The organism is Streptomyces sp. NBC_00510 (genome assembly GCA_036013505.1).
Taxonomy (GTDB): domain Bacteria; phylum Actinomycetota; class Actinomycetes; order Streptomycetales; family Streptomycetaceae; genus Actinacidiphila.
On sequence record CP107851.1, the window covers coordinates 8,790,871 to 8,811,994 of the forward strand.

A 21,124-nucleotide genomic window follows, 5' to 3' on the forward strand; every position below is an offset into this window, starting at 1 on the left:
ACGTCAAGCCGAACATTCGTTTTCTTTTTGTCAAGAAGATGCCGCACCGGGCGGGACCTGCTCGGCTACGTCTTCCGGACCGTCGTGGTGTCACCGGCGGGTACCCCGCCGTCGTGAAGGGTGAGGACCAGGCCCCCGTCCGCGCCCAGCAACACCGCGATGGCGCCCACGATCAGCGCGGCACGTCGCCGCAAGCGCGGTAGCGCGGTGAGCGTGCCGCACGGGTGGTGGGCGTGGCCCGCCCGGTCGCCCGGCCCCGTCGCCCGGTCGTCGGCCTCGGTCCCGTCCTCGTCGCTCATCGCCCCGGCCAGTCGGGCAGCAGCCGGGCCGAGCCCTCCAGGTGCACCCGGCACTTCGTGCGGGCCGGGATCGGCAGATCCCACAGACCCGCGAAGAAGTGCACGTCGACGCCGACGGCTGCGGCACGGCCCGAGTCCGCGTCGGCGACGTGCGGGAGCGTGTCCGCGATGTCGAACCGTACGAGGGGCACGACGTCGGTGATGCCGTTGAGGGTGAGCATGGCGATGAGTGCCTGCGGGGCGGTGGTCCCGTCATGGCCGTGGTTACGGACCAGCCGGAGCTCCCCCGTGGACCCGCCGAGGTGGCGCCCCACGTCCGTCCGGGGCCACCACGAGCGTCGCGGCCGACCCTCCTCGACGGCGTCCGATATCCGAAACCGCACCAGGCCCCCGGTCGATCCCTCGGCGTCGTCGCCGACGAGGAAGGCTTCCCCCAAGTGCAACGTGAGGTGTGAGGCGGTCTGACCCGGGCGCCGACTGCGCAGCCAGCCACCGGCCTTCCCGGTGCCGTGTCCGCTGTCGGGTGTCGTGCGCGCGACGCTCGGGCGATCTCCGTCGCCCGGAGGCGGCGGTAGGGGGGAGTGGGGCATGTCGGACTGCCTTGGGGGGAGTTGCGAGTGGGGATCCGGGTGGTCCGGCCGGACACGGCGTGCGCCGTTCCGGGCGGAACGTTCGGCGGAGCCGGTGCTCGTGCCGGGCGGGCGCACGCGGACGTTGTGCACGAGACCGGTCAACGAGCCGAAGAGCACGATGAGGAGGGCGCCCGCGACGGCGTCGGCGAGATAGTGGTTGCCCGTCGCGACGACCACGAGAGTGGTCAGTACGGGGTAGGCGAGGCCGCAGCCCCGAAGCGTCTTCCGGCGGGAATGCCGGAAGAGGAGCCACCCCGACCACACCGCCCAGCCGACGTGGAGCGACGGCATGGCCGCGTACTCGTTCACGAGGCTGCCAAGCCCCTGCGGCGCGCTGGTCTCGCCGCTCCACCACCCCCAGTGCTCGACGTCGGCCACGATGTCGTGGATGCCGCCGTCGCTCAGCAGCCGGGGCGGCGTGGTCGGGAAACGCCAGTACGCGACGAGCGCGGCCAGTGTCACCGTGGCGAGCCAGGTGCGTGCGCCGCGGTAGTGCGTGGGGTGCCGGCGGTGGAGCCATATGAGGACGGCAGGCGTGACGACGTAGTGCAGCGTGGCGTAGAAGTACGCGGCGGCGACGGCCAGGACCGGCAGCTGGTGCAGCACCTGATTGAGGGACTGCTCCGGTGCCATGTGTACGGCGTTCTCCCAGCGCTGGATGTTCCGGCCGTTGCTGTCCGCGGTGGCGTCCCAGCCCCGCTGCAGCCCGCGGGTGGTTTCGTAGACCGCGTAGAGCACCCCGACCAGCAGCAGTTCCGCCCACCACCGCGGCGCGCGGCTGCTCGGTGGACGTGAGGCGCGGGGAAGCAACTGCCGGATGAAGCGGGCCGTGTTGGCCATCGGACGTCCTCAGGCCATCGCCGCGGGCTGCCGGGCGAGCCAGTCCCGGGTGAGCGAGTGGCCTGCCTGGAGCAGCCGCGGGGTGTCGTGGAAGTCGATGAGGCTGACCACGGGCGTGGTGACGGCCGGCAGCCGTAGAACCGACCCGCGCACCGCCGCCACGTCCCGGCGTTCCCGCTCCTCCAGCATCTTTCCCACCGCCTGGTAGGCGGCGAGCAGGGCCGTCCGTGCCCGGCGGCCGGCCTGTTCGGAAACGGCGGCGGGCAGGAGGTAGATGGTCGTCGCACCCAGTGCCTCTGCCTGGAGGACGGGCGTGTCCGCCGATACGGCGCCGTCGATGAGGTGACGCTGCCCGACGCGCACAGGGGGGTACAGGCCCGGGACGGCCGCTGAGGCCAGCAGGGCCGATACGGCGTCGCCCCGGGAGAGGACCACCGCAGCGCCGGTCTCCACGTCGGTCGCCACGACGTGCACCGGCACGGCGACGTCTTCGAGGCGGTCGACGCCGACCCCGAACCTCAGTACCCGCCGCAGCGCGGTGCTCGAGACCGCGGCCTCGCCGTGACCCAGCGCGGCCCGGATCACGGTCCATGGCGAAATCGGCGCCACATGCCGCCGCTTGATGTTCAGCCACAGCGTTTCCAGCCGGTCGACGCCCTCGGCGGTCGGGTCGGACGCGAAAGCGGCGCCGTTGAGGGCGCCGGCTGAGGACCCGACTATGAGATCGGGCGTGATGCCCGCCTGTGTGAGCGCCCGCAGCGCGCCGACCTGTGATGGACACAAGCTGCCACCGCCCTGCAGCACGAACGCCACGGTTTCAGGCGGGGTGGGCCCGGTTGGCAAAGGTGAGGCGGGAGCCCCGCCATCCCGCGCAACCCGGCATGCGGTCAGTGACGACCCCAAGGTGTGCACGGTTTCCACGGCGCCTCCTCCCTTTCCGAGAACAACCATTCCGTTTTGCGGTGCCCATCCTGTGGCACAAGTGGCCTCCCGTCAAGCCGAACATTCGTTTTTTTACTGAGGGGAGGAATGCGCGCACACCTGCAAGGTGATCCGGCGTGCTTACGTCGTGCCACTCGCGGGACAGGCGACGCGCATGAGCAGATCGACGTACTGCGCGCGCTTGCCCTTGGCTCAGTTCGGTGACCTGCGCTCGGCCAGTTGCCCGGCGGCCGCATGCGCCGCGTCGGCCACCCCGGCTCCTTGCGGCGTGACCTTCACGGCCCGCGCCCGACGGTCACCAGGGATGGGCCTGCGCACGGCCAGTCCCCTGCGCACCAGCTCGTCCACGATGCGCATGATCGTGGTCTTGTCGGACCCTGTGGCCGCCCCGAGATCCCACTGTGCCGCGGGGCCGTGGTCGACCAGCACTCTCAGAACCGTGACATGCCGCGATTCGACGCCCAGTGGCCGTAGCGCGTCGTCCATCATCGCGGTCGCGCGCCGGTGCGTCCGGCGCAGCAGTAAGGCGACGGCCAAGAGCGGCCGCTCCGACCCGTGGCCGACGGACCCGGTCAGTCGCCACGCTCCGCGGTGCCGACCGCCGGAGTGCGGCCGGTCGGTTCGGACGCGCCCGCCACGAACCACTCCGGCGGCGTCATCCGGCCCGTCCCGTAGGCCATGTCGGTGTCCAGGAGGTAGCCCCAGCTGGGCAGATGGTCGTGGACCGCGCCCACGGCGAGCGGCCAGCCCTTCGCCTCGTCACGGCGCCAGTCGGCGATGAGTTCGGCGACCACGCCGAACCACGACTTAATGTGCACTCCGGCCCGCGAGAGGTTCGCCACGACGGCGTCGCGGACGATCTCGCCGGGTGCCTCGGCGCCGGAGGCGTCGATGACGGCATGCACCTCGTAGCCGTCCAGGACCATGTCCAAAGCAGGGAACGACAGGCAGGTGGCATCGGTGACCCCGGCGATGATGACCTTCTCCCGGCCGGTGGCCTCCAGTGCCTCGCGGAAGGCAGGCCACCGGTAGGCGTTGATCACGCCGGGTCGGCGGACGACCTCCTCGTCGGGGAAGAGTGAGGCCAGTTCGGGCAGCAGAGCCCCGTTCGGACCCCAGTCGCGGCTGGTGGTGAGGATGACGGGCAGGCCCAAGGTCTTCGCCGCCCGGGCGAGGCCGATGACGTTGTTCTTCGCCGTCTCGGGGGGCATGTCGTCGATGAGCTGCATCAGGCCGATCTGGTGGTCGATCAGCAGGACGATCGCGTTGTCCGGGGTGAGACTGTCGTAGGGGCCGGCGTTGGGCGTGTACGGCACGGGAGTTCTTCCTCTTCGTTGAGGCCGGATCGGGCCAGGACGGATGTGCGGTTGGTGATGGCGACGGCCCGTACAGGCATGACACGGGTGTCACGTCGGCGCCCCGCCCGTGGAGCCGCTCGTTCAGCGGACCGAGCGCGCCGCCCGCTCGATGATGTCCGCGACGTCACCCGGGTGGGACACGCTCGGGGCGTGGGACGAGTGGATCACGACCATGTGGGACTCGGCGCGCCTGGCCATGAACATCTGGGCCTCACGCGGGATGTTGAGGTCTTCCCCGGCCACCAGGCTCCAGGAGGGGATCGTCTTCCACGCGGGCTCGCCGGAGGCCTCCTCCAGCGCCGCGACGGTCACGGGGCGCTGGGTGGCCGCCATGAGGTTCGTGGTGTACGGGTGGACGTCCGCGGCGAACTGATGGTGGAACCTGTCCTGGTCGATGTAGAGGTCGACGCCCGCCGAGCCGTCGGGCAGGGTGCACGGGACAGGGCGCAGCGCGTCGGCGAGCGAGCTGCCCGGGAACCTCTTCGCCAGGTCGTCGGCGCTCTCGTCCATGTCCGGGATGAAGGCGGCGATGTACACCAGTGCCTTGACCTGGTCGGAGCCGTGGGCGGCATTGGTGATGACGGCGCCGCCGTAGGAATGGCCGACGAGGACCACGGGACCGGCGATGCTCGCCAAGAGGCTCCTGATGTGGGCGGCGTCACCGGTCAGCCCGCGCAGCGGATTGGCCGCGGCCACCACCGGGTAGCCGTGCCGCTTGAGCTGCTTGATCACGTCGTTCCAACTCGAGGAGTCGGCGAACGCGCCATGGACGAGGACGACCGTCGGCTTGCCGTTCTGCATGGCGTCGCCCTCCTCACCTTTTGCGGCCTCCGCGGGATCCACGGCCACCGAGAGGAGACCGGCGGTGGCGGACACCGCGGCCATGGGGGAGAGGGGGGTCCTGACGTTCCGGTACTGAGAGGGACGGTTCACAGAAGGCCTTTCCTGGCGACGAGCAGATGATCACGGTGTCCTCGCGCGAGGACACCTCGACGCCCGGGGGCAGGTGTGAGCGGTTTGGGCTCATGCATTCCTCCAAGCGGGGACTGTCCACAAAGACGACAAGACCGCTTTCCCGCCTGTGACAGCGATTTTGCGCGAAGGTCGCTCAGGAGCCGCGCCGCGGCCGAGAGCCTCGAAAGCCTTCCGGCGACGGGATCCGGACCCTGCCGGAGAGAAGGAGCGGTGCGGTGGGTGTCCCCGATCGGACCGAGGCGCAGCGCCCATCTTCACCCTTCAGCGTCACCCGTATGAGGGCGTACTCAGTCGTACGCGCCCCTCGCCTGTCCACCCGCAGTGGCGGGGACCGGCCGGGCGCGCCGCCTGCCAGACTGATGCCATGAGCAGGCCCCAGACGATCGACGAGTACATCGAGGGCTTCGGCGGCCAGGCCCGCGAGCTGCTCGAGCAGCTGCATGTGCTGGCGCGTGAGACCGTGCCAGAGGCGAACGAGGCGGTCAAATGGGGCCACCCCGCGTGGGTGCACCCCTCGGGAACGATCCTGTTCGTGATCAGCGGCCACGCGAAGCACGCGAACTTCGCGTTCACCCCCAGTACCCGCGAAGCCTTCGACGCCGAACTCACCGACTTCGGGACCGGCAAGGGCACCGTCAAGCTGCCGTACGGAAGCCCGGTGCCGACGGACCTCCTCCGCCGCATGATCGCTTACCGCGTCCGTGAGCACGAGGACGACGCCGTGCTGTGGATGTGACCACAACGCCGTCTTCGGTGAGCCGGCACGGCAGTTGCGTCGGCTCCGCCATCACGTCCAGGCGTCGTCCGAACACCAACCGTCGAAGATCCGCTCTGCGGCTGCCCACAAGTCCCAAGAGAAGGCATCCGTAGTCACTCACCAGCCTCGCGCTTTCATGAGCCGGGCTGTCCGTGTTTCCCCAGGTCGGGGCCCTGGGAGCCGTACTGCTGGTGAGACGGTCCGCAATACCCGTCTGGGCCGGGCGATATCGGAGGCGCTGGCCCCGTGGCGCAGGACCCGGACGTGCTGGGACCTGCGTTCCTGCACACCCCGCATGTCAGTCGCACTTCAGAACGGAATGAAATGACAGTCGGGAACCAGACGATGGGCTTGTGGCTGCGGGGAATCCTCGGCGCCGGTCTGTACTGCGTCGCGGCATTCGTGCTGGCGTTGAGCCTCCCGGCCGTGGGCGCCGAGACGACTCCGACGAGTGACCCCGACACGGCGGCCGGTGCCTACTTCTGCCTGGCCCTGTCCAGCCTGATTCTCGCCGCCACGGCGGTGGTCTCGCGCAGGTGGAAGACCGCACGTGCCGTGTGTTTGCTCCACCTGGTGCTGATCACGATCATCTGGGTTCAGGTGCCGCGCCCCTTCCAACTCGGGCTTTCGAGTGGACCGGTCCGGCAGGCGATCACGTGAGCAGAAAGTGCCCCTGATCAGGGAGATAGAGGATTGTGGCGGTCCCTGTTCCTGCGCTCGGCGGAGGCTTTTCCAGGTGACGGAGCGTATCGGGTCCTACCTGCATGTCCGCATCGAGACCGCCCGGCTCGCCCTCGCGTACCTGCCGAAGATCTGTTTGAACGGCCGGCTCGTCCGGCTCAGTGGCGCTCACCGGCCAACATGGCAGCGAATCAGTCCTCCTCGCCGAACTCGGCGGCATCAGGAAAGACGTGAGTGCTGATGTGTCCTGACAGCCATCCGACCAGGAACTCGACCGCCCCCACAGGATGGGCGTCGTAATACCAGCCTCGCGGATTCCAGCAGACGACCGTCCACTCGTCCGGCTTCCTGTCGGTGAGCCAGCACACGCGGTCCCCGTTGTCGGTTCCTGCCCACGGCAGGAGTCCGCCCGGCTCCGGGTAGAAGGGGTACGGACAGTCTTCGGGGTGGCTGTCCCGGAAGTTGCGTTCCTGGTCCAGCAGCCGCTTCGCAGGGCCGACGAGCAGGTTCCGTCCGCCGAAGGGCGTCAGCGGCGTCAAGAACTCGGCGAAGTGGTAGGCCCCATAGCCCTCGACCAACTGCTTGAAGTCCGCGGGGAGTTCCCTACCAAGTGCTGCCTCCACCTCATTCCAGTCTCCGTTCGCCCACAGTGGTTGCGACGGCGGAGGGACGAGGCGGGTGAGGTCGTCGAGCGCGGTCATGGGGTTGAGCTTAGGGGTGAACGTCACGCCCGCCGATTGAGGGCGCAGTGCACGGAGCCACCGGTTCAGACCGCTACGCGTCCAGGTCCACGGACAGGTATGAGGACAGCGCGCGGAGGAAGTCGGGCGCGTCGAAGATCGCTCCGGCGGAGGCGACACCGACTGTCGTGGTCCGTCCCGAGAGGATGCGGTCGACCGCTTCCACGACCAGCGGCGCGGTGACGGCGTAGATGTCCTGGCCCTTCGCCGTGGCGCGCCGTTCGTCGCCCTTGGAGCGCACGACGACGTCGACGAGGAAGGTCTGCGCGGACCGCCCGCGCTCGTCGACGGGGGCCGGCGACGGTGTGTCCGGGGATGCCAGGTCCGTGGCCGCCTCGGTCGTCATGTAGGTGCGCACTTCGGGGATGGACAGGTGGCTGGGAACGGTGACGACGTCAGCCATGGTGAACTCCCCGATGACGGTGCGCGGGCCCATCGGGTCGGGGAAGGGCCACGTCAGGGTCGGCGGGGCGTCGTCGCGGTACTCCAGCTGCCCGTTCGTGAAACGGACGCGTCGCCCGCCCCGCCGCTGCCGGGAGACCGCGCCCGCGGCACGCGTGCCGGCGGTGGGGTGCCAGCTGTTCAGCCCGTACGCGACGTGTGCCTCGTCCGCCGCCGTCCAGTCGCCCATGGCGGCGGTGGTCAGCAGGTCGCCGAGGCCGCCGTAGAAGGCCATGGCAGGGACGATCACAGTCCCCGCCGCGCGGGCGCGGCCGTTGAAGCGCGCGAACGTATCGGCGTTGGCCTCGATCTCGGCGGCCACGTCCACGTACGGGATTCCGGCGCGCAGTGCCGCCTCGATCACGGGGGCGGCGGTCGTCGCGAAGGGCCCGGCGCAGTTGACCACGGCAGCCGTACCGGCAAGTGCGCGGTCGAGGGAGGACGGGTCGTCGACCGACGCCTGGTGGGCGTCCAGCCCGGGTCCGGATGTCGCGAGCTCCTTCAACTTGTCGGCGTCGCGCCCGGAAAGCACCGGGACGAACCCGCGATCCCGCAGATGTGCCACCACGAAGCGCCCGGTGTGTCCGTACGCGCCGAACACCGCCACCTTGAGCCCTGAACCCATGGGTTCCTCCCCCGTATGGGAATGATCCGTTGCGATCGGCCGAGGAACATCCTGTCCGGGGCGGGCACCGGAACGTGAGTGTCCGGAACGCCATGCCCCGTACAATTCCGGACATGGGCACTGTGGCGCTGGCCGTTACCGACGGGATGCTGCACTTCGAACTCTCCCTCGCGTACGAGGTCTTCGGCTCCGCCCCGGACGGCGTGGCAGGTCCTTGGTACGACCTGGTCGTCTGCGGGCCGGGCGCCGTGCGGGCCGGCCGGTTCGCGCTGGAGCCGGATCACGGCCTCGACCGGCTCCCGGGCGCCGACACCGTGATCGTCCCGGGCTGGGCCGACGTCGACGAGGACCCGCCCGCCGAACTGGTCGACGCGGTGCGCGCGGCGCACGAGGCCGGCGCGCGCGTGGCCTCCCTGTGCACCGGCGCGTTCGTACTGGCGGCCGCGGGCCTGCTCGACGGGAGGCGCGCCACCACGCACTGGGCGCACACCGAGGTCATGGCCGCCCGCTACCCGAAAGTGACGGTGGACCCGGACGTCCTCTACGTGGACAACGGCAGCGTGCTCACCTCCGCGGGCAAGGCCGCCGCCATGGACCTGTGCCTGCACATCGTCCGCTTGGACCACGGTTCGTCGGTCACCAACGCCGTCGCCCGCCGCCTGGTCGTGCCACCTCACCGGGACGGCGGACAGGCCCAGTTCGTCACGGCCCCGGCGCCCGCCCCGGACAATCACCCCCTCGCCGAACTGTTCCCCTGGGTGATCGAACGGCTCGACCAGCCCCTGACCGTGGAGGACCTGGCCCGCCGGGCACGGATGAGCTCACGGAACCTGGGACGCCACTTCCGGTCGGTGACCGGCACCACGCCACTGCAGTGGCTGCTCACCCAGCGGATCCGCCACGCCCAGGTGCTGCTGGAGACCACCGACGACAGCGTCGACTCCATCGCGGCGGCCACCGGCATGGGGACCGCCACAACATTGCGCCGGCACTTCCACCGCACGGTCGGCGTGCCTCCCGACACCTACCGCCGCACCTTCCGTCTGCGCAGCCGTCCCGCCCCGAACGGCAGTTGACCGCCGTTGCGCGAAGACGGACCCCGGAGCCGGCGCCCGGCCTCCTGAGCCGGGTCACATGGCCATGGCCTGCGGCTGCTTGCCCACGAGCGTCAGGAATTCGTCGGTGGTGAGGATGGCGTGCGCGTACGCGGGACCGTTGATGTCGAACGTCGCCTTCATCTCGTCCCAGTTGAAGGCGCCGATGGCGTCGCGGATGAGCGTGACGTGGTAGCCGAGTTCCTGGCCGAAGCGCGCGGTGGTGTCGACACAGGTGTTGGCCTTCATGCCGATGAAGATGACCTTCTGGATGCGGTGTTGCTTGAGCAGCATGTCCAGGTCGGTGTTGGCGAAGCCGCTCGACGCCCAGTGCTGGCGCATGACCAGCTCGTCCTCGCGCGGCACGAAGTCGGGGTGCCACTCGGCTCCCCAGCTGCCGGCGGCGAAGGTCTGCCCCTGCACGACGCGCTGCTGGGTCGGGGAGAGGTGGTCCCACGTGCGGTAGTCGTCGGGTGTCGTCTGGTGGTGAGGCACGATGAAGACGTGGAAGCCCAGGTCACGTGCCGCACCGAGCATGGCGCGCATGTTGTCGAGCAGGCCGATGCCTTCCGCCACCTCTTTGGCGGCCGGCCACAGCTTCCCGCCCTCGGACAGGAAGTCGTTGTACGGGTCGATGATCAGCAGGGCCGTCTCGTCCGGCGCGTAGGTGTTCGCTTGGACGTCCATCGTTTCCTCGCTCCTGTCTCGTCGCAGATGCCGGCACCTGCGCACCAATGTGACCGATGAGGTTGAAGTGCACTCCCTTGGCTGAGGACGGGGCTCTTCGCTTGGTGCGTCGCGATGGAGTGAGCACATCGCGAGCGTCGTGACACGGCGCACCCGGCTTGGAACCCGAATACGCGACGTGGGAAACGCCGTGATGCCCGAAATCTCAGTCTAAAACGGTGCCGATGAGCCCGCTCTCCGCCGGTTGTGCGGGTGATCATGCGTCCCGCGGCTCACGGTATCGGCGCACATGCAGGCGCTCCGAGGGGGCGTAGACCGCATCGCCGAACGCGCTGAGCCGGTCATCGACCGGCGCTCTGGGCCATGTAAACGCCCAGCTCAGGGAGCTGCCCTGACCTTGCACGAGGAGGGCGCCCCATCCGGCCCGTCGCAAGACGACCGGCGGTCGCCCCTCAGGCGAGGTGCTCACCGAACCAGGCGAGGGCGGTGGCGCTCGCCTGCTCGAACCGGCCGACGTACGGGTCGAAGCGCCCGCCGGGGATCAGGCGCAGCCGCTTCCGTCGCACACGATCTCACCGACCTCGTTCGGTGAGGAAACTCCTACAGGTCGACGATCCGACGCCGCCGGGGCCGATGCTTTTACGCTGGTCCGCCGCTCAAGGCGTTCGCTCAGGAAGCCAGCTGCGGGTACAGGGCGGCGGGGCCCGCCGCCAGGCCCGCCTTGACCTGGCGGGACAGATCGTCGGCCAGCACTTCATAGGCGTCGGATTCGATGCCGTCCAGCGCCTGCTCGGCGACGCTCTCCGGCGACGACTTCGGGGCGTCGATGTGCGCCGCCAGGTCGGTGTCGACGTAACCGACGTGCAGCCCGGTCACGTTGACGCCGCGTGGCTTCAGCTCCAGGCGCAGCGAGTCGGTCTGGGACCACAGCGCTGCCTTGGAGGCGCTGTAGGAACCGGCGAGAGCGACCCAGGACAGGACGGAGTGCACGTTGAGCAGGTGGCCGCCGCCGTTGGCCTCGATGATCGGGGCGAAGGCCCGGGTCATCTGCAGGGGGCCGTAGAAGTTCGTCTCGAACTCGCGGCGGACGTCGTCCACCGGGGCGGTCAGGAAGGACGCCGCCACGGCCGCCGCGGCGTTGTTGACCAGGATGGTGACGTCCTGTGCCTGTGCCGCGACGGCGGCGACCGACGCGGGGTCGGTGACCTCCAGGGGCAGTGCGACCGCGCCGGGGTGGGTGACGCTGCGGGGGTCGCGGGCGGTGGCGTAGACCTTCTTGGCGCCCCGGGCGTACAGGGACTCGACCAGGGCCTTGCCGATGCCCCGGCTCCCCCCGGTGACGAGAACGGTCGAACCTGCGATTGCGGTCATGAGCTGCTCCCAGTTGCGTTGCGGCCGACGGTGGAAACCGATCGGTTTTCTGTACCGTAAACCGATCGGTTTCTCCCTGGCAAGCAGCGGGCGTAGCCTGTGGCGTATGACTTCGACCGCACGGGCCTCGTCCGATTCCGCGGCTGCGGCTGCGGCTGCGGCTGCGACGAGCCCAAGCCGTGAGCGGCTCCTCGACGCCGCAGCCGCGCTCTTCTACCGGGAGGGCGTGAACATCGGCGTCGAGGCGCTGTGCCGGGCGGCCGGAGTCTCCAAGCGGTCGATGTACCAGCTCTTCACGAGCAAGGACGACGTCCTCGCGGCCAGCCTGGAGCGCGCGGGGTCCCGCTACCTGGCCCAGCTGCTGCCCGCCCCCGGGGCCGACCTGCCACCGCGCGGCCGCATCATGCACGTCTTCGAACGGCTCGAGTCGCTGTCCGCGTCGCCGGAGTACCTGGGCTGCCCCTTCCTGGCGACCGCGTTCGAACTCAAGGACCCCGTCCACCCCGCCAGGGTGGTGGCGCGACGCTACAAGGACGCGCTCACCGACTTCTTCCGTGAGGAGGCGAGCCGCGGTGACGCGCATGATCCGGATGTGCTGGCCCGCCAGCTCACCATCGCCTTCGACGGATCCAGCTCCCGCGCCGTAGCCCAGACCCAAGGTCTGGGCGGGCTGGCCGTCGCCACCGCCGCGGCCATGCTGGACGCGGCAGGCATGGCCTGAGCGCCCGCGCGCCCTCGGGCCCTCAGGCGCGAAGCCCGCGGACCGTGGGGTGTCAGTGCAGTGCGACCTCGCCCGCGCGGACGGCCCGCATGGCGCGCTCGACGGTCTCCTGGTTCTCACCGACCGGAGCCACGTAGTCGATGACGCCGCGCGCCGCGTCCGCCCCGAGCGTCCGGCTGATCACCCATGCCGCGAGGTACTGGGACGCCAGGCAGCCGCCCGCCGTGGCGATGTTCCTCTCGGCGTGGAACGGCGCGTCCAGCACGGTGACGCCGCAGGCCTCGACGAAAGGCCTGCTCTTCTTGTCGGTGCACGCCGGCATGTCACCCAGCAACCCGAGGCGCGCCAGCACCAGCGCGCCGGAGCACTGCGCACCGATCAGCTGTCGCGAAGGGTCGAGGGGCAGCATCGAGAGCAACCGGTCGTCGGCGACCACGTCGCGCGTCCTCACGCCGCTTCCGATGAGTACGACGTCGGCCTCGCGCACGAACTCCATCGGGCGCTGCCCGGTCACCTCGACGCCGTTCATCGACGTGACCACCGGCGTCGGTGTCGTGATGAAGGCCTCCAGGCCGTCCTTGCGGCACCTGTTGATCAAGGAGGCGGCGATGAAGCTGTCGAGCTCGTTGAACCCGTCGAACGTCACCACGGCTACCTGCATCGCAACTCCTCTGGGCATCGGCGACCGCCAGAAGTCAGCGGGTTTTCACCAGAGCCGAGTCTAGGAGGAGGCGGAGGACCCGGCGTATGGCGGTCGCCACACGGCCGAGGGCCCCCGCTGTCCTTCAGGCCCGGGCGATTCCGTGAGTCCGAGGTCAGGGCTTGTCCGCATACCAGTGAGAACCAGGGCGAGGACAGTCCGCACGATGGTCCGCATGGCCGGCACCGTAAGTGCCACAGCTCAGCTGGGGGAGGGGGCCACCTCGACACCGCCCTGCGGGTGAGGCGGGGGATAGATCTGCCTCCTCGCGTGGCATACGGCAGGGGTGAGCGAAGAACCAGAGGCACAGCGGGAGCCGCCGGACGCCGCGCACCGGCGTCCGGCAGGGGTGGACGACCTGACGGTCGAGGCCCTCGGGTCCTTGTCGAAGGCTTTGGAGACCACCGAGCGCGCCCGCGGGCACCTGTACGGCTTCCACCAATTGACCGGTACCGCGGACCTCGAATTGGACCGCGCTGTGCGTCTGCTGCGGGAGGCCGGTCATGGGTCACAAGCCGACGCCGTGGAGCGCGAGATCCTCGGGCGGAACGTCATCCCCGGGCATTGGACCTTTCAGATCATCGAGGCCTACAACCGCACGTACTACCGACCGTTCGTGGATCTGGAACGCCGCCTGCTCGCCGAACTCGCCGAGGGGCGCGACCATCTCTACGAAGCGGAGATGAAAGCGGCGCGCCATCGCTGCTGCTGAACTGAGCGCAAGTAGGTGCATCCTGGAGTGGTGGCGACCCCACGTCCGATGAGACATGGCCCGTGAGTGTGGGGCCGCCCCTCACCCGATTGCCCCTCTCGACTGGCAACCGTGGGTGGCGAGAGCAAGGCTTGGCTTCGTGCTTGAGGGTCCGTCGACCTCCCCCAGACGTCCCCTCGGCCGAGAGCCGGGCCCCCGCCGCTGTGAAGCGCCGGGGGCCTGTCTCTTGAACCGCCGACACGGGTGAGCCGCCTCAGCGGCCGCGAGCGGTCGGCGCGTACGTTCGAAGGGCGACGAGGCCGGCACCCCGCTCCCGCCGCCCTGACCGGCCCCGTCCGCGCGGATCACCGCCGGCCGCTCTGCTGAGGAGCCGGCGTCAAAGCTGTCCGTTCAGCCGCGCGCGGTGCGCCGCGGCCGTACGGTTGCGTGCTTCCAGCTTGCGCATGGCCGACCGCAGGTACGTCTTGACCGTCTCCAGGCTCAGCCCGAGGCGGTCCGCGATCTCCACGTTGCCCGCCCCCACTTCCACCAGCCGGAGCACGTCGGTCTCCCGGGGCGAGAGCAGCGGCTTCACCTCACCGCGCGCCGACTGACCTGACAGGACCTGCTGGATCCGCACCAGCCGGGCACGCAGCGCGGGGTCGCCCGTGTCGCGGATGACGGCGGCGAGCTCGGCCAGTGCGCCGCGGGTCTGCGGGGAGCCCGCCCCGGGGGTGAAGCTCAGCCGGTCCTCGACGTCACGCCGCAGCTGGTCGGCCACGACGGCGGCGGTGCGGAGCGCCCGCTCGCCGAGGGGACTCCGGCCGCGCACCGCGCCGTACAGGACGCTTCCGACCTCGCCCCGGATCAGCACGGGTACGGCGAAGACGGAGGTGAGGCGCTCATCCCGTACGACCCGGTCGTACTCGTGGGTGATCGCCATGGTGGTGAGGTAGTCGTTGACCCGAAGCGGAGCACGGCGACGCAATACGCACCCACCGAGCCCCTTGCCCGACTGCACGACCAGTCCACGCAACGAGTCGCCCACCGTGCCCAGGAGACAGTCGAGCACCAGGCACAGGCCCTTGACGTTGTGCCGAGTGGTGCCTCCGAGGGCGACCGGCACGCCGGTCGCCTCCCGCAGCCGTTCCAGCCACTCGGGCAGCAGCGCGTCCATCAGCTGCCGGGCCTCAATACGTTCGTCCACCGACCGCTACCCGCATCGCAGTAGTAGCACTACTCATAAGCCTCATAAAAAATGATAGCGCCTGTGCCCTGTCAAGCGGCGTGCGGGGTGAGACTGCCGCGTACGGTCACCGTCGCGCCGCTGCGCTCGAGCCGAAGGTCCGGCATCAAACGACGGAGCCACTCCAGCACGAAGCGGTTCTCGCCGAGCACGTCGCAGCACACCTGCGTGCAGTCCAACGCTTCAAGGGTGCTGCCCAGTTCACGCACCAGCCGGCGACCGATCCCCCGGTACCGGTACGCCTCGGCGACGACGATCCCCACGTCGACGGTGCGCTCGCCGGTGCGGGCCGCCATCACGTGCCCGACGACCGCGTCCCCGTCCAGGGCGAGCAGGACGAACTGACGGGGCGTGACGGTGACCAACTTCCGGACCAGAGCGGGGCTGACATGCCGGATGGGAGAGAAGAACCGCCGGTGGTGGCTGTCCACGGACAGCCCGGCCAGGAACGCGCCGACCGACTCGCCATCCTGGTGGCGGGCCTGCCGCACGGAGATCCGGTCCATATGTTCCGACTCGGCCGCCATGACGCCCGTGCCTCCCCTTCGCAGAGCGATGAAGATCCTCCGCGCCGCAGACCGCAGCGCGGGCCCGCCGAACCGGGGCCCACCCTTGGCGCTTTCCCAATGTGGGCCACGCGGCGACGGGCGGGCCCGTCGCTCCCCTCAAAAGCGGGTAGGCGTATTGATGGACACGTGTCAACTTGCAACCATGGCGCCGCAGGTCGGACACCGACCACAAGGCGGCTACGCGATCGCGCGTGTGATCGGAAGCACTATCCTTGTTTGTCATGAAAAGAAGTAGCAGATCCGACACTATCGCGGCGACCCTGCGGCAGGAGCTCGAGCGCTACTCCCCGGGAGAGAAGCTGCCGTCCAGCCGGGCCCTCGTCGAGCGCTTCGCGGTCAGCCCGGTCACCGTCTCGCGCGCGCTGGCCGCGCTCGCCGCCGAGGGGCTGGTGATCACCCGGCCCGGGGCCGGGGCCTACCGTGCGCACCACAGCGTCGTCGACACCAGGGCCGTCGACACGTCCTGGCAGCAGATCGCGCTCACGGCCGAGGACCAGCAACACGCCGAGCCCGCCCCGCGGATCGTCGACGCCTCCTCCATTTTCGCCGGCCTCGCGCTTCCTCCTCCAGGCGTGATCGCCTTCAACGGCGGTTACCTGCACTCCTCCCTCCAGCCCCAACAAGCCCTGGGGGCGGCCTTCGCCCGCGCCGCCCGCCGTCCCGACGCGTGGGTGCGCCCACCGCTGGAGGGCCTGACCGCGCTGCGCACCTGGTTCGCCCGCGAGGTGGGCGGATCAGCGGGCGGCGTCATCCCCTCACAGGTGCTCATCACCGGAGGCGGTCAGGCCGCGCTGACCACCGCCCTGCAGGCGCTCGCTCCCCCCGGCTCCCCGGTGCTCGTGGAGTCGCCCACCTACCCCGGCATGCTGGCCGCCGCCCGGGCCGCGGGGCTGCGCCCCGTGCCGGTGCCGATGGACGACGACGGCGTGCGCGTCGACCTCTTGGAGGACGCCTTCGCCGCCACCGGCGCGCGCGTCTTCTACTGCCAGCCGCTCTTCCACAACCCCACGGGCGCGGTCCTCGCTCCGGACCGGCGCCGCCGCATCACCGAGATCGCGCACGCCGCACGCGCCTTCATCATCGAGGACGACTTCGCGCGCCGTCTCGGCCACGGCGGGCAACTCCCTCCGCCGCTCGTGGCCGATGACGCCTACGGCACCGTCGTGCACGTCAGCTCGCTGACCAAGCCGGCCTCGCCGAACCTGCGAGTCGGCGCGCTCGTCGCCCGCGGTCCGGTCATGGAGCGACTGCGCGCCATCCAGTTGGTCGACAGCTTCTTCGTGCCGCGACCGCTCCAGGAGGCCGCCCTCGAACTCGTCGGGACCCCTGCCTGGCCCCGTCATCTGCGCACGATCACCTCCGCCCTGCACGAGCGCCGCGAAGCCATGCTCGCCGCACTGCACCGCTACCTGCCGGGTGTCGCCGCCGGCGTCCGCGCTCCCGCGGGCGGCTACCACCTGTGGCTCCGCCTGCCGGACGGCACCGACGAGGCCGCGTTCACCGCCGCTCTTCTCCGGGCCGACGTGGCCGTGTCCCCCGGCCGCCCCTACTTCGCCGCCGAGGCACCGGGCCCGTACATCCGGCTCAGCTTCGCCGACATCGCCGGCACCGAGGAGATCGCCGAGGGCATTCACCGCATCGCCGCCGTCTGCGCCGACTCCGGTATCGCGACCGGTGTCTGACGCGATGGCCTATGGCCGGAACGACGTCGTGGAATGCGACGGAATTGCCCAGGGTGCGACCTCACCGCATACCGCTACACGTATTTTTTGATAGCGCTACTCAAAATTTGCTATTTGACAGTAGCGATTTGCCGGCGGACACTCATTGAAGTGCGCGTTACCCGCGAGTAGGTTCACTGTCTCCGATGCTGAGGCGGCACAACCGGCGACCCCTTCAAGGGGTGTGGGGAGCCGCGCTCGCTCTGCCGGTCCTTCGATCCCGGCCCCGCCGCGGCGAGCCTTTTCATCCTGCTCGCCCCCGTGCTTCAGCTGAGGAGAACACCCGTTGACCCCGACCGCCGCTCCCGGTGAGAGCTACTACCACCGCACGGGCGAGCATCGCTACACACCCACCACCCACGCGGAAGGCGCCTGGAACGCGGGGGAGCACCACTTCGGTCCCCTGGCCGGTATCGTCGTCAACGCGATCGACGGGCACCGGGCTGCCGGCCCCGCCAACGACCTGGTCCTGGCCCGGATCAGCTACGACATCCTCGGTTTCCTCGCCCTCGACGAGTGCGAGATCACCGTGCAGACCATCCGTCCCGGCCGCACCGTCGAACTCGTGGAGGCCGTCGTCGCCGTGGCGGGACGTCCGGTGATCCGGGCCCGTGCCTGGCTCCTCACGGCCCTCGACACCGCCGCGGTCGCCGACACTCCCTTCGAACGGCTCGCCCCACCCGAGACCTTCGCTCCCTGGGCGATGAGCGAGCTGTGGGACTGCGGTTACACCCGCTCCCTTCACGTCCGCCGACGGGCATCCGGCCAGGCGGGCCGTGCCGCCGCGTGGGTCAGCAGCCACGTCGGCCTCGTCGCCGGCGAACCGAGCAGCTCCCTTGCGGCGTTCGTCGCCCGCGTGGACGTCGTCAACGGCATGGCCGTGCAGCAGCCCCCCACGAAGTGGACGTACCCCAACGTGGACATGACCCTCCACTTCCACCGCCGGCCCGAAGGGAGCTGGACCGGCCTGGACACCACCGTCAGCTTCGGCCCCGATGGGCATGGCCTGACCAGCGCCGTTCTCCACGACGCCGGCGGCCCGGTCGGCCACGTCCAGCAGATCCTCACCGTCCGCCCGCGGGAAGGCAGCCAACGATGAGCGAAACCGTCCTTCAGTTGCTGCGCGAGCGTCAGCGGCAAGGCAGCACCCCCGGACACCGCCGCGACGACGCGCGCCTGGTCCTCCTGGTCGAAGGAGGAAGCTCCCGCGGCGCCTACTCCAGCGGCATGGCGATCGCCATCGAGCAACTCGGGCTCCTGCCCCTGTTCGACGCCGTCTACGGCAGCTCCGCGGGAGCGCTGAACGCGGCGTGGCTGCTGTGCGGACGCGCCGAGTCCACCATGCACGCCTGGTGGACTCCGATGATCATGAGGGCGACCATCAACCCACGGCGCGCCCTGAGCCGCCGGCCCGTGGTGGACACCCGCTTCCTGGTCCACACCGTGTACACCGAGATCATGCCGATGGGGTTCCAGGAGATCCTCGACAGCACCGTCGAGTTCCACCCGATCGCCACGGACGCCCTCACCGGCCGGCCCACGGATCTGCACGAGCAGATCCGTGACCAGGCCAGCCTGCAGGCAGCACTGCGCGCGTCGGCCGCCATGCCCCTCCTCGCGGGCGAACCCGTCGAAATCGACGGGCGGTCCTTCGTCGACGCCGGCGTGAGCGAAGCCGTCCCCGTACGCACGGCACTCGCGCAGCAGGCCACCCACATCGTGGCCCTGCGCACACGGCGTACGGACGAGACCCCGTCCGCCCCGCCGCTCGGCCAACGCCTGGTGATGTCGCGCTGGTTCGCCCGGCGCGCACCGGGAGCCCTCATGCCATGGCTGCAACGCGAGGCGATCAGGACGGAGGAGGAACGGCTCCTCGCCTCGCACCCCGCGACCCTGCAGATCCGCCCCCCTCTCGGCAGCGTGCCGATCGGCAACACCGAACGACGCCCGGGCCCGCTCCGTGCAGCGGTCGACACCGGCCGGCAGGCGGCGTTGGACGCACTGGCGGGCTGCAACGAGGAGCCCCTGGTAGCGGGCTGAACCGACGCACCATCAGCGGGCCGCGGTGGCGCCTCGACGCACACCTGGACAACCCCCCGCCCCCGACACCCACCGGCGGGCCCCTCCTCAGGGCCTTCCCGACACTTACGGAGCTCGCACCATGGGGCACTACAAGTCGAATCTCCGCGACATCGAGTTCAACCTCTTCGAGGTCCTCGGCCGCGAAAGGGTCTACGGAACCGGCCCGTTCGCGGAGATGGACGTGGACACCGCCACGACCATCCTCAAAGAGGTCGCCCGTCTCGCGGAGAACCACCTCGCCGCGTCCTTCGAGGACGGTGACCGCAACCCGCCCGTCTTTGACCCTTCCACCGGCAGCGCACCGTTGCCCGACACCTTCAAGAACAGCTACCGGGCCTTCATGGACTCCGGCTACTGGCGTCTCGGCCTGCCCGAACGGATCGGCGGCACCCCCGCTCCCCGTTCCCTGCTGTGGGCCTACGCGGAGCTGGTGCTGGGAGCCAACCCGGCCGTGTGGATGTACGTCTCCGGCCCCGCCTACGCCATGGTGCTCTTCGAGGAGGGCACCGAAGAACAGAAGAGGATCGCCACCCTCGCCGTGGAGAGGCAGTGGGGCTCCACGATGGTCCTCACCGAGCCGGACGCCGGCTCGGACGTGGGCGCCGGTCGCGCCAAGGCCGTCGAGCAGGAGGACGGCTCCTGGCACATCGAGGGCGTGAAGCGCTTCATCACCTCCGGCGAGCACGACCTCAGCGACAACATCCTCCATTACGTCCTCGCCCGCCCCGAGGGGGCCGGCCCCGGCACCAAGGGCCTGTCCCTCTTCCTCGTCCCGAAGTACCTCTTCGATGTCGAGACCGGCGAGCTGGGCGAGCGCAACGGCGTCTACGCCACGAACGTCGAGCACAAGATGGGCCTCAAGGTGTCCAACACCTGCGAGATGACCTTCGGCGACCAGCACCCCGCCAAGGGCCGGCTCATCGGCGACAAGCACGACGGCATCCGCCAGATGTTCCGCATCATCGAGCTCGCCCGCATGACCGTCGGAACCAAGGCCATCGCGACGCTGTCGACCGGCTACCTCAACGCGCTGGAGTACGCCAGGAACCGCGTCCAGGGCACCGACCTGGCGGACTTCAGGGACAAGAGCGCGCCCAAGGTCACCATCACCCACCACCCGGACGTACGGCGCTCCCTGCTGACGCAGAAGGCGTACGCCGAGGGCATGCGCGCGCTGGTGCTCCACGCCGCCACCGTGCAGGACGAAATCGAGGTCAAGGAAGCAGCCGGCGAGGACGCCTCGGCCCTGCACAGCGTCAACGACCTGCTCCTGCCGATCGTCAAGGGCTACGGCTCCGAGAAGGGCTACGAGCAGCTCGCCCAGTCTCTGCAGATCTTCGGCGGCTCCGGCTTCCTGCAGGAGTACCCGATCGAGCAGTACATCCGCGACGCCAAGATCGACACCCTCTACGAGGGCACCACGGCGATCCAGGGCCAGGACTACTTCTTCCGGAAGATCGTCCGCAACCAGGGCGCCGCGCTGAACACCCTCACCGAGGAGATCGAGAGGTTCCTGGCGGCCGGTACCGGCGGCGACGAGCTGGCCGCCGCCCGCGACCGGCTCGCCCAGGCCGCGGCCGATCTGGAGGCCATCGTCGGCAAGATGCTCACCGACCTCGCCGCCACCGAGCAGGACGTGAAGTCCATCTACAAGGTGGGCCTGAACACCACCCCCCTGCTGATGGCGTCCGGTGACGTGCTCGTCGGCTACCTGCTGCTCCGCGGCGCGGCCGTGGCGCAGGCGAAACTGGCGCAGGCGTCCACCGAGGACAAGGCGTTCTACACCGGCAAGATCGCCGCCGCGAAGTTCTTCGCCGCCGACATCCTGCCCGAGGTCACCGCCGCCCGCCGCAGCGCCGAGTCCGTCGACGGCTCGCTGATGGAACTGGCCGAAGCGGCTTTTTGACCTGCGCCCCGATCGTCCCGATTGCGCCCCTCCCGGGTCGGTACGT

22 protein-coding genes are annotated in these 21,124 nt (G+C 69.9%); 9 read left to right on the forward strand and 13 right to left on the reverse strand.

Annotated features, from left to right (window positions below; all coding sequences use genetic code 11):
- Positions 1 to 65 precede the first annotated feature (65 nt).
- The 6 genes from OG937_39940 to OG937_39965 form a co-directional block, all read right to left on the reverse strand.
- A complete protein-coding gene (locus OG937_39940; GenBank protein WUD77447.1) occupies positions 66 to 299 on the reverse strand; it encodes a hypothetical protein in 234 nt (77 codons plus the stop codon).
- Complete coding sequence (locus tag OG937_39945; GenBank protein WUD77448.1) at positions 296 to 1,771, reverse strand: phosphatase PAP2 family protein; 1,476 nt, start codon at positions 1,769 to 1,771, stop codon at positions 296 to 298. The genes OG937_39940 and OG937_39945 overlap by 4 nt, the downstream gene beginning before the upstream one ends.
- Before the next feature lie 9 nt (positions 1,772 to 1,780).
- A complete protein-coding gene (locus OG937_39950) occupies positions 1,781 to 2,584 on the reverse strand; it encodes a patatin-like phospholipase family protein (GenBank protein ID WUD77449.1) in 804 nt (267 codons plus the stop codon).
- 321 nt (positions 2,585 to 2,905) lie between these two features.
- A complete protein-coding gene (locus OG937_39955; GenBank protein ID WUD77450.1) occupies positions 2,906 to 3,250 on the reverse strand; it encodes a MarR family transcriptional regulator in 345 nt (114 codons plus the stop codon).
- 35 nt (positions 3,251 to 3,285) lie between these two features.
- Complete coding sequence (locus tag OG937_39960) at positions 3,286 to 4,029, reverse strand: isochorismatase family protein (GenBank protein ID WUD77451.1); 744 nt, start codon at positions 4,027 to 4,029, stop codon at positions 3,286 to 3,288.
- 123 nt (positions 4,030 to 4,152) lie between these two features.
- Positions 4,153 to 4,872, reverse strand: a complete 720-nt coding sequence (locus OG937_39965) for an alpha/beta hydrolase (protein WUD79024.1) — start codon at positions 4,870 to 4,872, stop codon at positions 4,153 to 4,155.
- A gap of 538 nt (positions 4,873 to 5,410) precedes the next feature.
- Between OG937_39965 and OG937_39970 the strand changes: the two genes are divergently transcribed.
- Positions 5,411 to 5,782 carry a DUF1801 domain-containing protein gene (locus OG937_39970; GenBank protein ID WUD77452.1) on the forward strand — a complete coding sequence of 124 codons (372 nt, stop codon included), beginning with the start codon at positions 5,411 to 5,413 and terminating at the stop codon, positions 5,780 to 5,782.
- 267 nt (positions 5,783 to 6,049) lie between these two features.
- Positions 6,050 to 6,463 carry a hypothetical protein gene (locus OG937_39975; protein WUD77453.1) on the forward strand — a complete coding sequence of 138 codons (414 nt, stop codon included), beginning with the start codon at positions 6,050 to 6,052 and terminating at the stop codon, positions 6,461 to 6,463.
- Between the two features lie 212 nt (positions 6,464 to 6,675).
- On the opposite strand, the gene OG937_39980 is transcribed toward OG937_39975, so the two are convergent.
- Together OG937_39980 and OG937_39985 are read right to left on the reverse strand one after the other, a co-directional pair.
- Positions 6,676 to 7,185 carry an SMI1/KNR4 family protein gene (locus tag OG937_39980; protein ID WUD77454.1) on the reverse strand — a complete coding sequence of 170 codons (510 nt, stop codon included), beginning with the start codon at positions 7,183 to 7,185 and terminating at the stop codon, positions 6,676 to 6,678.
- A 73-nt stretch (positions 7,186 to 7,258) separates the two neighbouring features.
- The gene (locus OG937_39985) at positions 7,259 to 8,290 is read right to left on the reverse strand and encodes a saccharopine dehydrogenase NADP-binding domain-containing protein (GenBank protein ID WUD77455.1); all 1,032 of its coding nucleotides are present in this window, start codon (positions 8,288 to 8,290) and stop codon (positions 7,259 to 7,261) included.
- Positions 8,291 to 8,403: 113 nt separating this feature from the next.
- Here OG937_39985 and OG937_39990 point away from each other — a divergent pair, with 113 nt between their 5' ends.
- On the forward strand, positions 8,404 to 9,366 hold the full coding sequence (locus OG937_39990; GenBank protein WUD77456.1) for a helix-turn-helix domain-containing protein: 963 nt from the start codon (positions 8,404 to 8,406) through the stop codon (positions 9,364 to 9,366).
- 54 nt (positions 9,367 to 9,420) lie between these two features.
- Here OG937_39990 and OG937_39995 read toward each other — a convergent pair whose 3' ends face one another.
- Both OG937_39995 and OG937_40000 read right to left on the reverse strand, forming a co-directional pair.
- Positions 9,421 to 10,071 carry a cysteine hydrolase gene (locus tag OG937_39995; protein WUD77457.1) on the reverse strand — a complete coding sequence of 217 codons (651 nt, stop codon included), beginning with the start codon at positions 10,069 to 10,071 and terminating at the stop codon, positions 9,421 to 9,423.
- 669 nt (positions 10,072 to 10,740) lie between these two features.
- Positions 10,741 to 11,442 carry an SDR family oxidoreductase gene (locus tag OG937_40000; GenBank protein WUD77458.1) on the reverse strand — a complete coding sequence of 234 codons (702 nt, stop codon included), beginning with the start codon at positions 11,440 to 11,442 and terminating at the stop codon, positions 10,741 to 10,743.
- 106 nt (positions 11,443 to 11,548) lie between these two features.
- Between OG937_40000 and OG937_40005 the strand changes: the two genes are divergently transcribed.
- Positions 11,549 to 12,163, forward strand: coding sequence for a TetR/AcrR family transcriptional regulator (locus OG937_40005; protein WUD77459.1), 615 nt, complete (start codon positions 11,549 to 11,551; stop codon positions 12,161 to 12,163).
- Positions 12,164 to 12,215: 52 nt separating this feature from the next.
- Here the strand turns inward: OG937_40005 and OG937_40010 are convergent, their stop codons facing one another.
- Positions 12,216 to 12,824, reverse strand: a complete 609-nt coding sequence (locus OG937_40010) for a DJ-1/PfpI family protein (protein ID WUD77460.1) — start codon at positions 12,822 to 12,824, stop codon at positions 12,216 to 12,218.
- 388 nt (positions 12,825 to 13,212) lie between these two features.
- On the opposite strand from OG937_40010, the gene OG937_40015 reads away from it, so the two are divergent.
- Positions 13,213 to 13,575 carry a hypothetical protein gene (locus OG937_40015; protein WUD77461.1) on the forward strand — a complete coding sequence of 121 codons (363 nt, stop codon included), beginning with the start codon at positions 13,213 to 13,215 and terminating at the stop codon, positions 13,573 to 13,575.
- Between the two features lie 376 nt (positions 13,576 to 13,951).
- Here OG937_40015 and OG937_40020 read toward each other — a convergent pair whose 3' ends face one another.
- Together OG937_40020 and OG937_40025 are read right to left on the reverse strand one after the other, a co-directional pair.
- Positions 13,952 to 14,761: a LuxR C-terminal-related transcriptional regulator gene (locus tag OG937_40020; GenBank protein ID WUD77462.1), complete on the reverse strand. Its 810-nt coding sequence runs from the start codon at positions 14,759 to 14,761 to the stop codon at positions 13,952 to 13,954.
- 71 nt (positions 14,762 to 14,832) lie between these two features.
- Positions 14,833 to 15,327 (reverse strand): GNAT family N-acetyltransferase, encoded by a 495-nt coding sequence (locus OG937_40025; protein ID WUD77463.1) that lies wholly within the window; start codon positions 15,325 to 15,327, stop codon positions 14,833 to 14,835.
- Between the two features lie 263 nt (positions 15,328 to 15,590).
- Between OG937_40025 and OG937_40030 the strand changes: the two genes are divergently transcribed.
- From OG937_40030 to OG937_40045, 4 genes are all read left to right on the forward strand, one after another.
- The gene (locus tag OG937_40030; protein WUD77464.1) at positions 15,591 to 17,051 is read left to right on the forward strand and encodes a PLP-dependent aminotransferase family protein; all 1,461 of its coding nucleotides are present in this window, start codon (positions 15,591 to 15,593) and stop codon (positions 17,049 to 17,051) included.
- A gap of 325 nt (positions 17,052 to 17,376) precedes the next feature.
- Positions 17,377 to 18,189, forward strand: a complete 813-nt coding sequence (locus OG937_40035; GenBank protein ID WUD77465.1) for a thioesterase family protein — start codon at positions 17,377 to 17,379, stop codon at positions 18,187 to 18,189.
- Positions 18,186 to 19,130 (forward strand): patatin-like phospholipase family protein, encoded by a 945-nt coding sequence (locus OG937_40040; protein WUD77466.1) that lies wholly within the window; start codon positions 18,186 to 18,188, stop codon positions 19,128 to 19,130. Before OG937_40035 ends, OG937_40040 begins: the two co-directional genes overlap by 4 nt.
- Positions 19,131 to 19,251: 121 nt before the next feature.
- Positions 19,252 to 21,078: an acyl-CoA dehydrogenase gene (locus OG937_40045; protein WUD77467.1), complete on the forward strand. Its 1,827-nt coding sequence runs from the start codon at positions 19,252 to 19,254 to the stop codon at positions 21,076 to 21,078.
- The last annotated feature ends 46 nt before the right edge of the window (positions 21,079 to 21,124 follow it).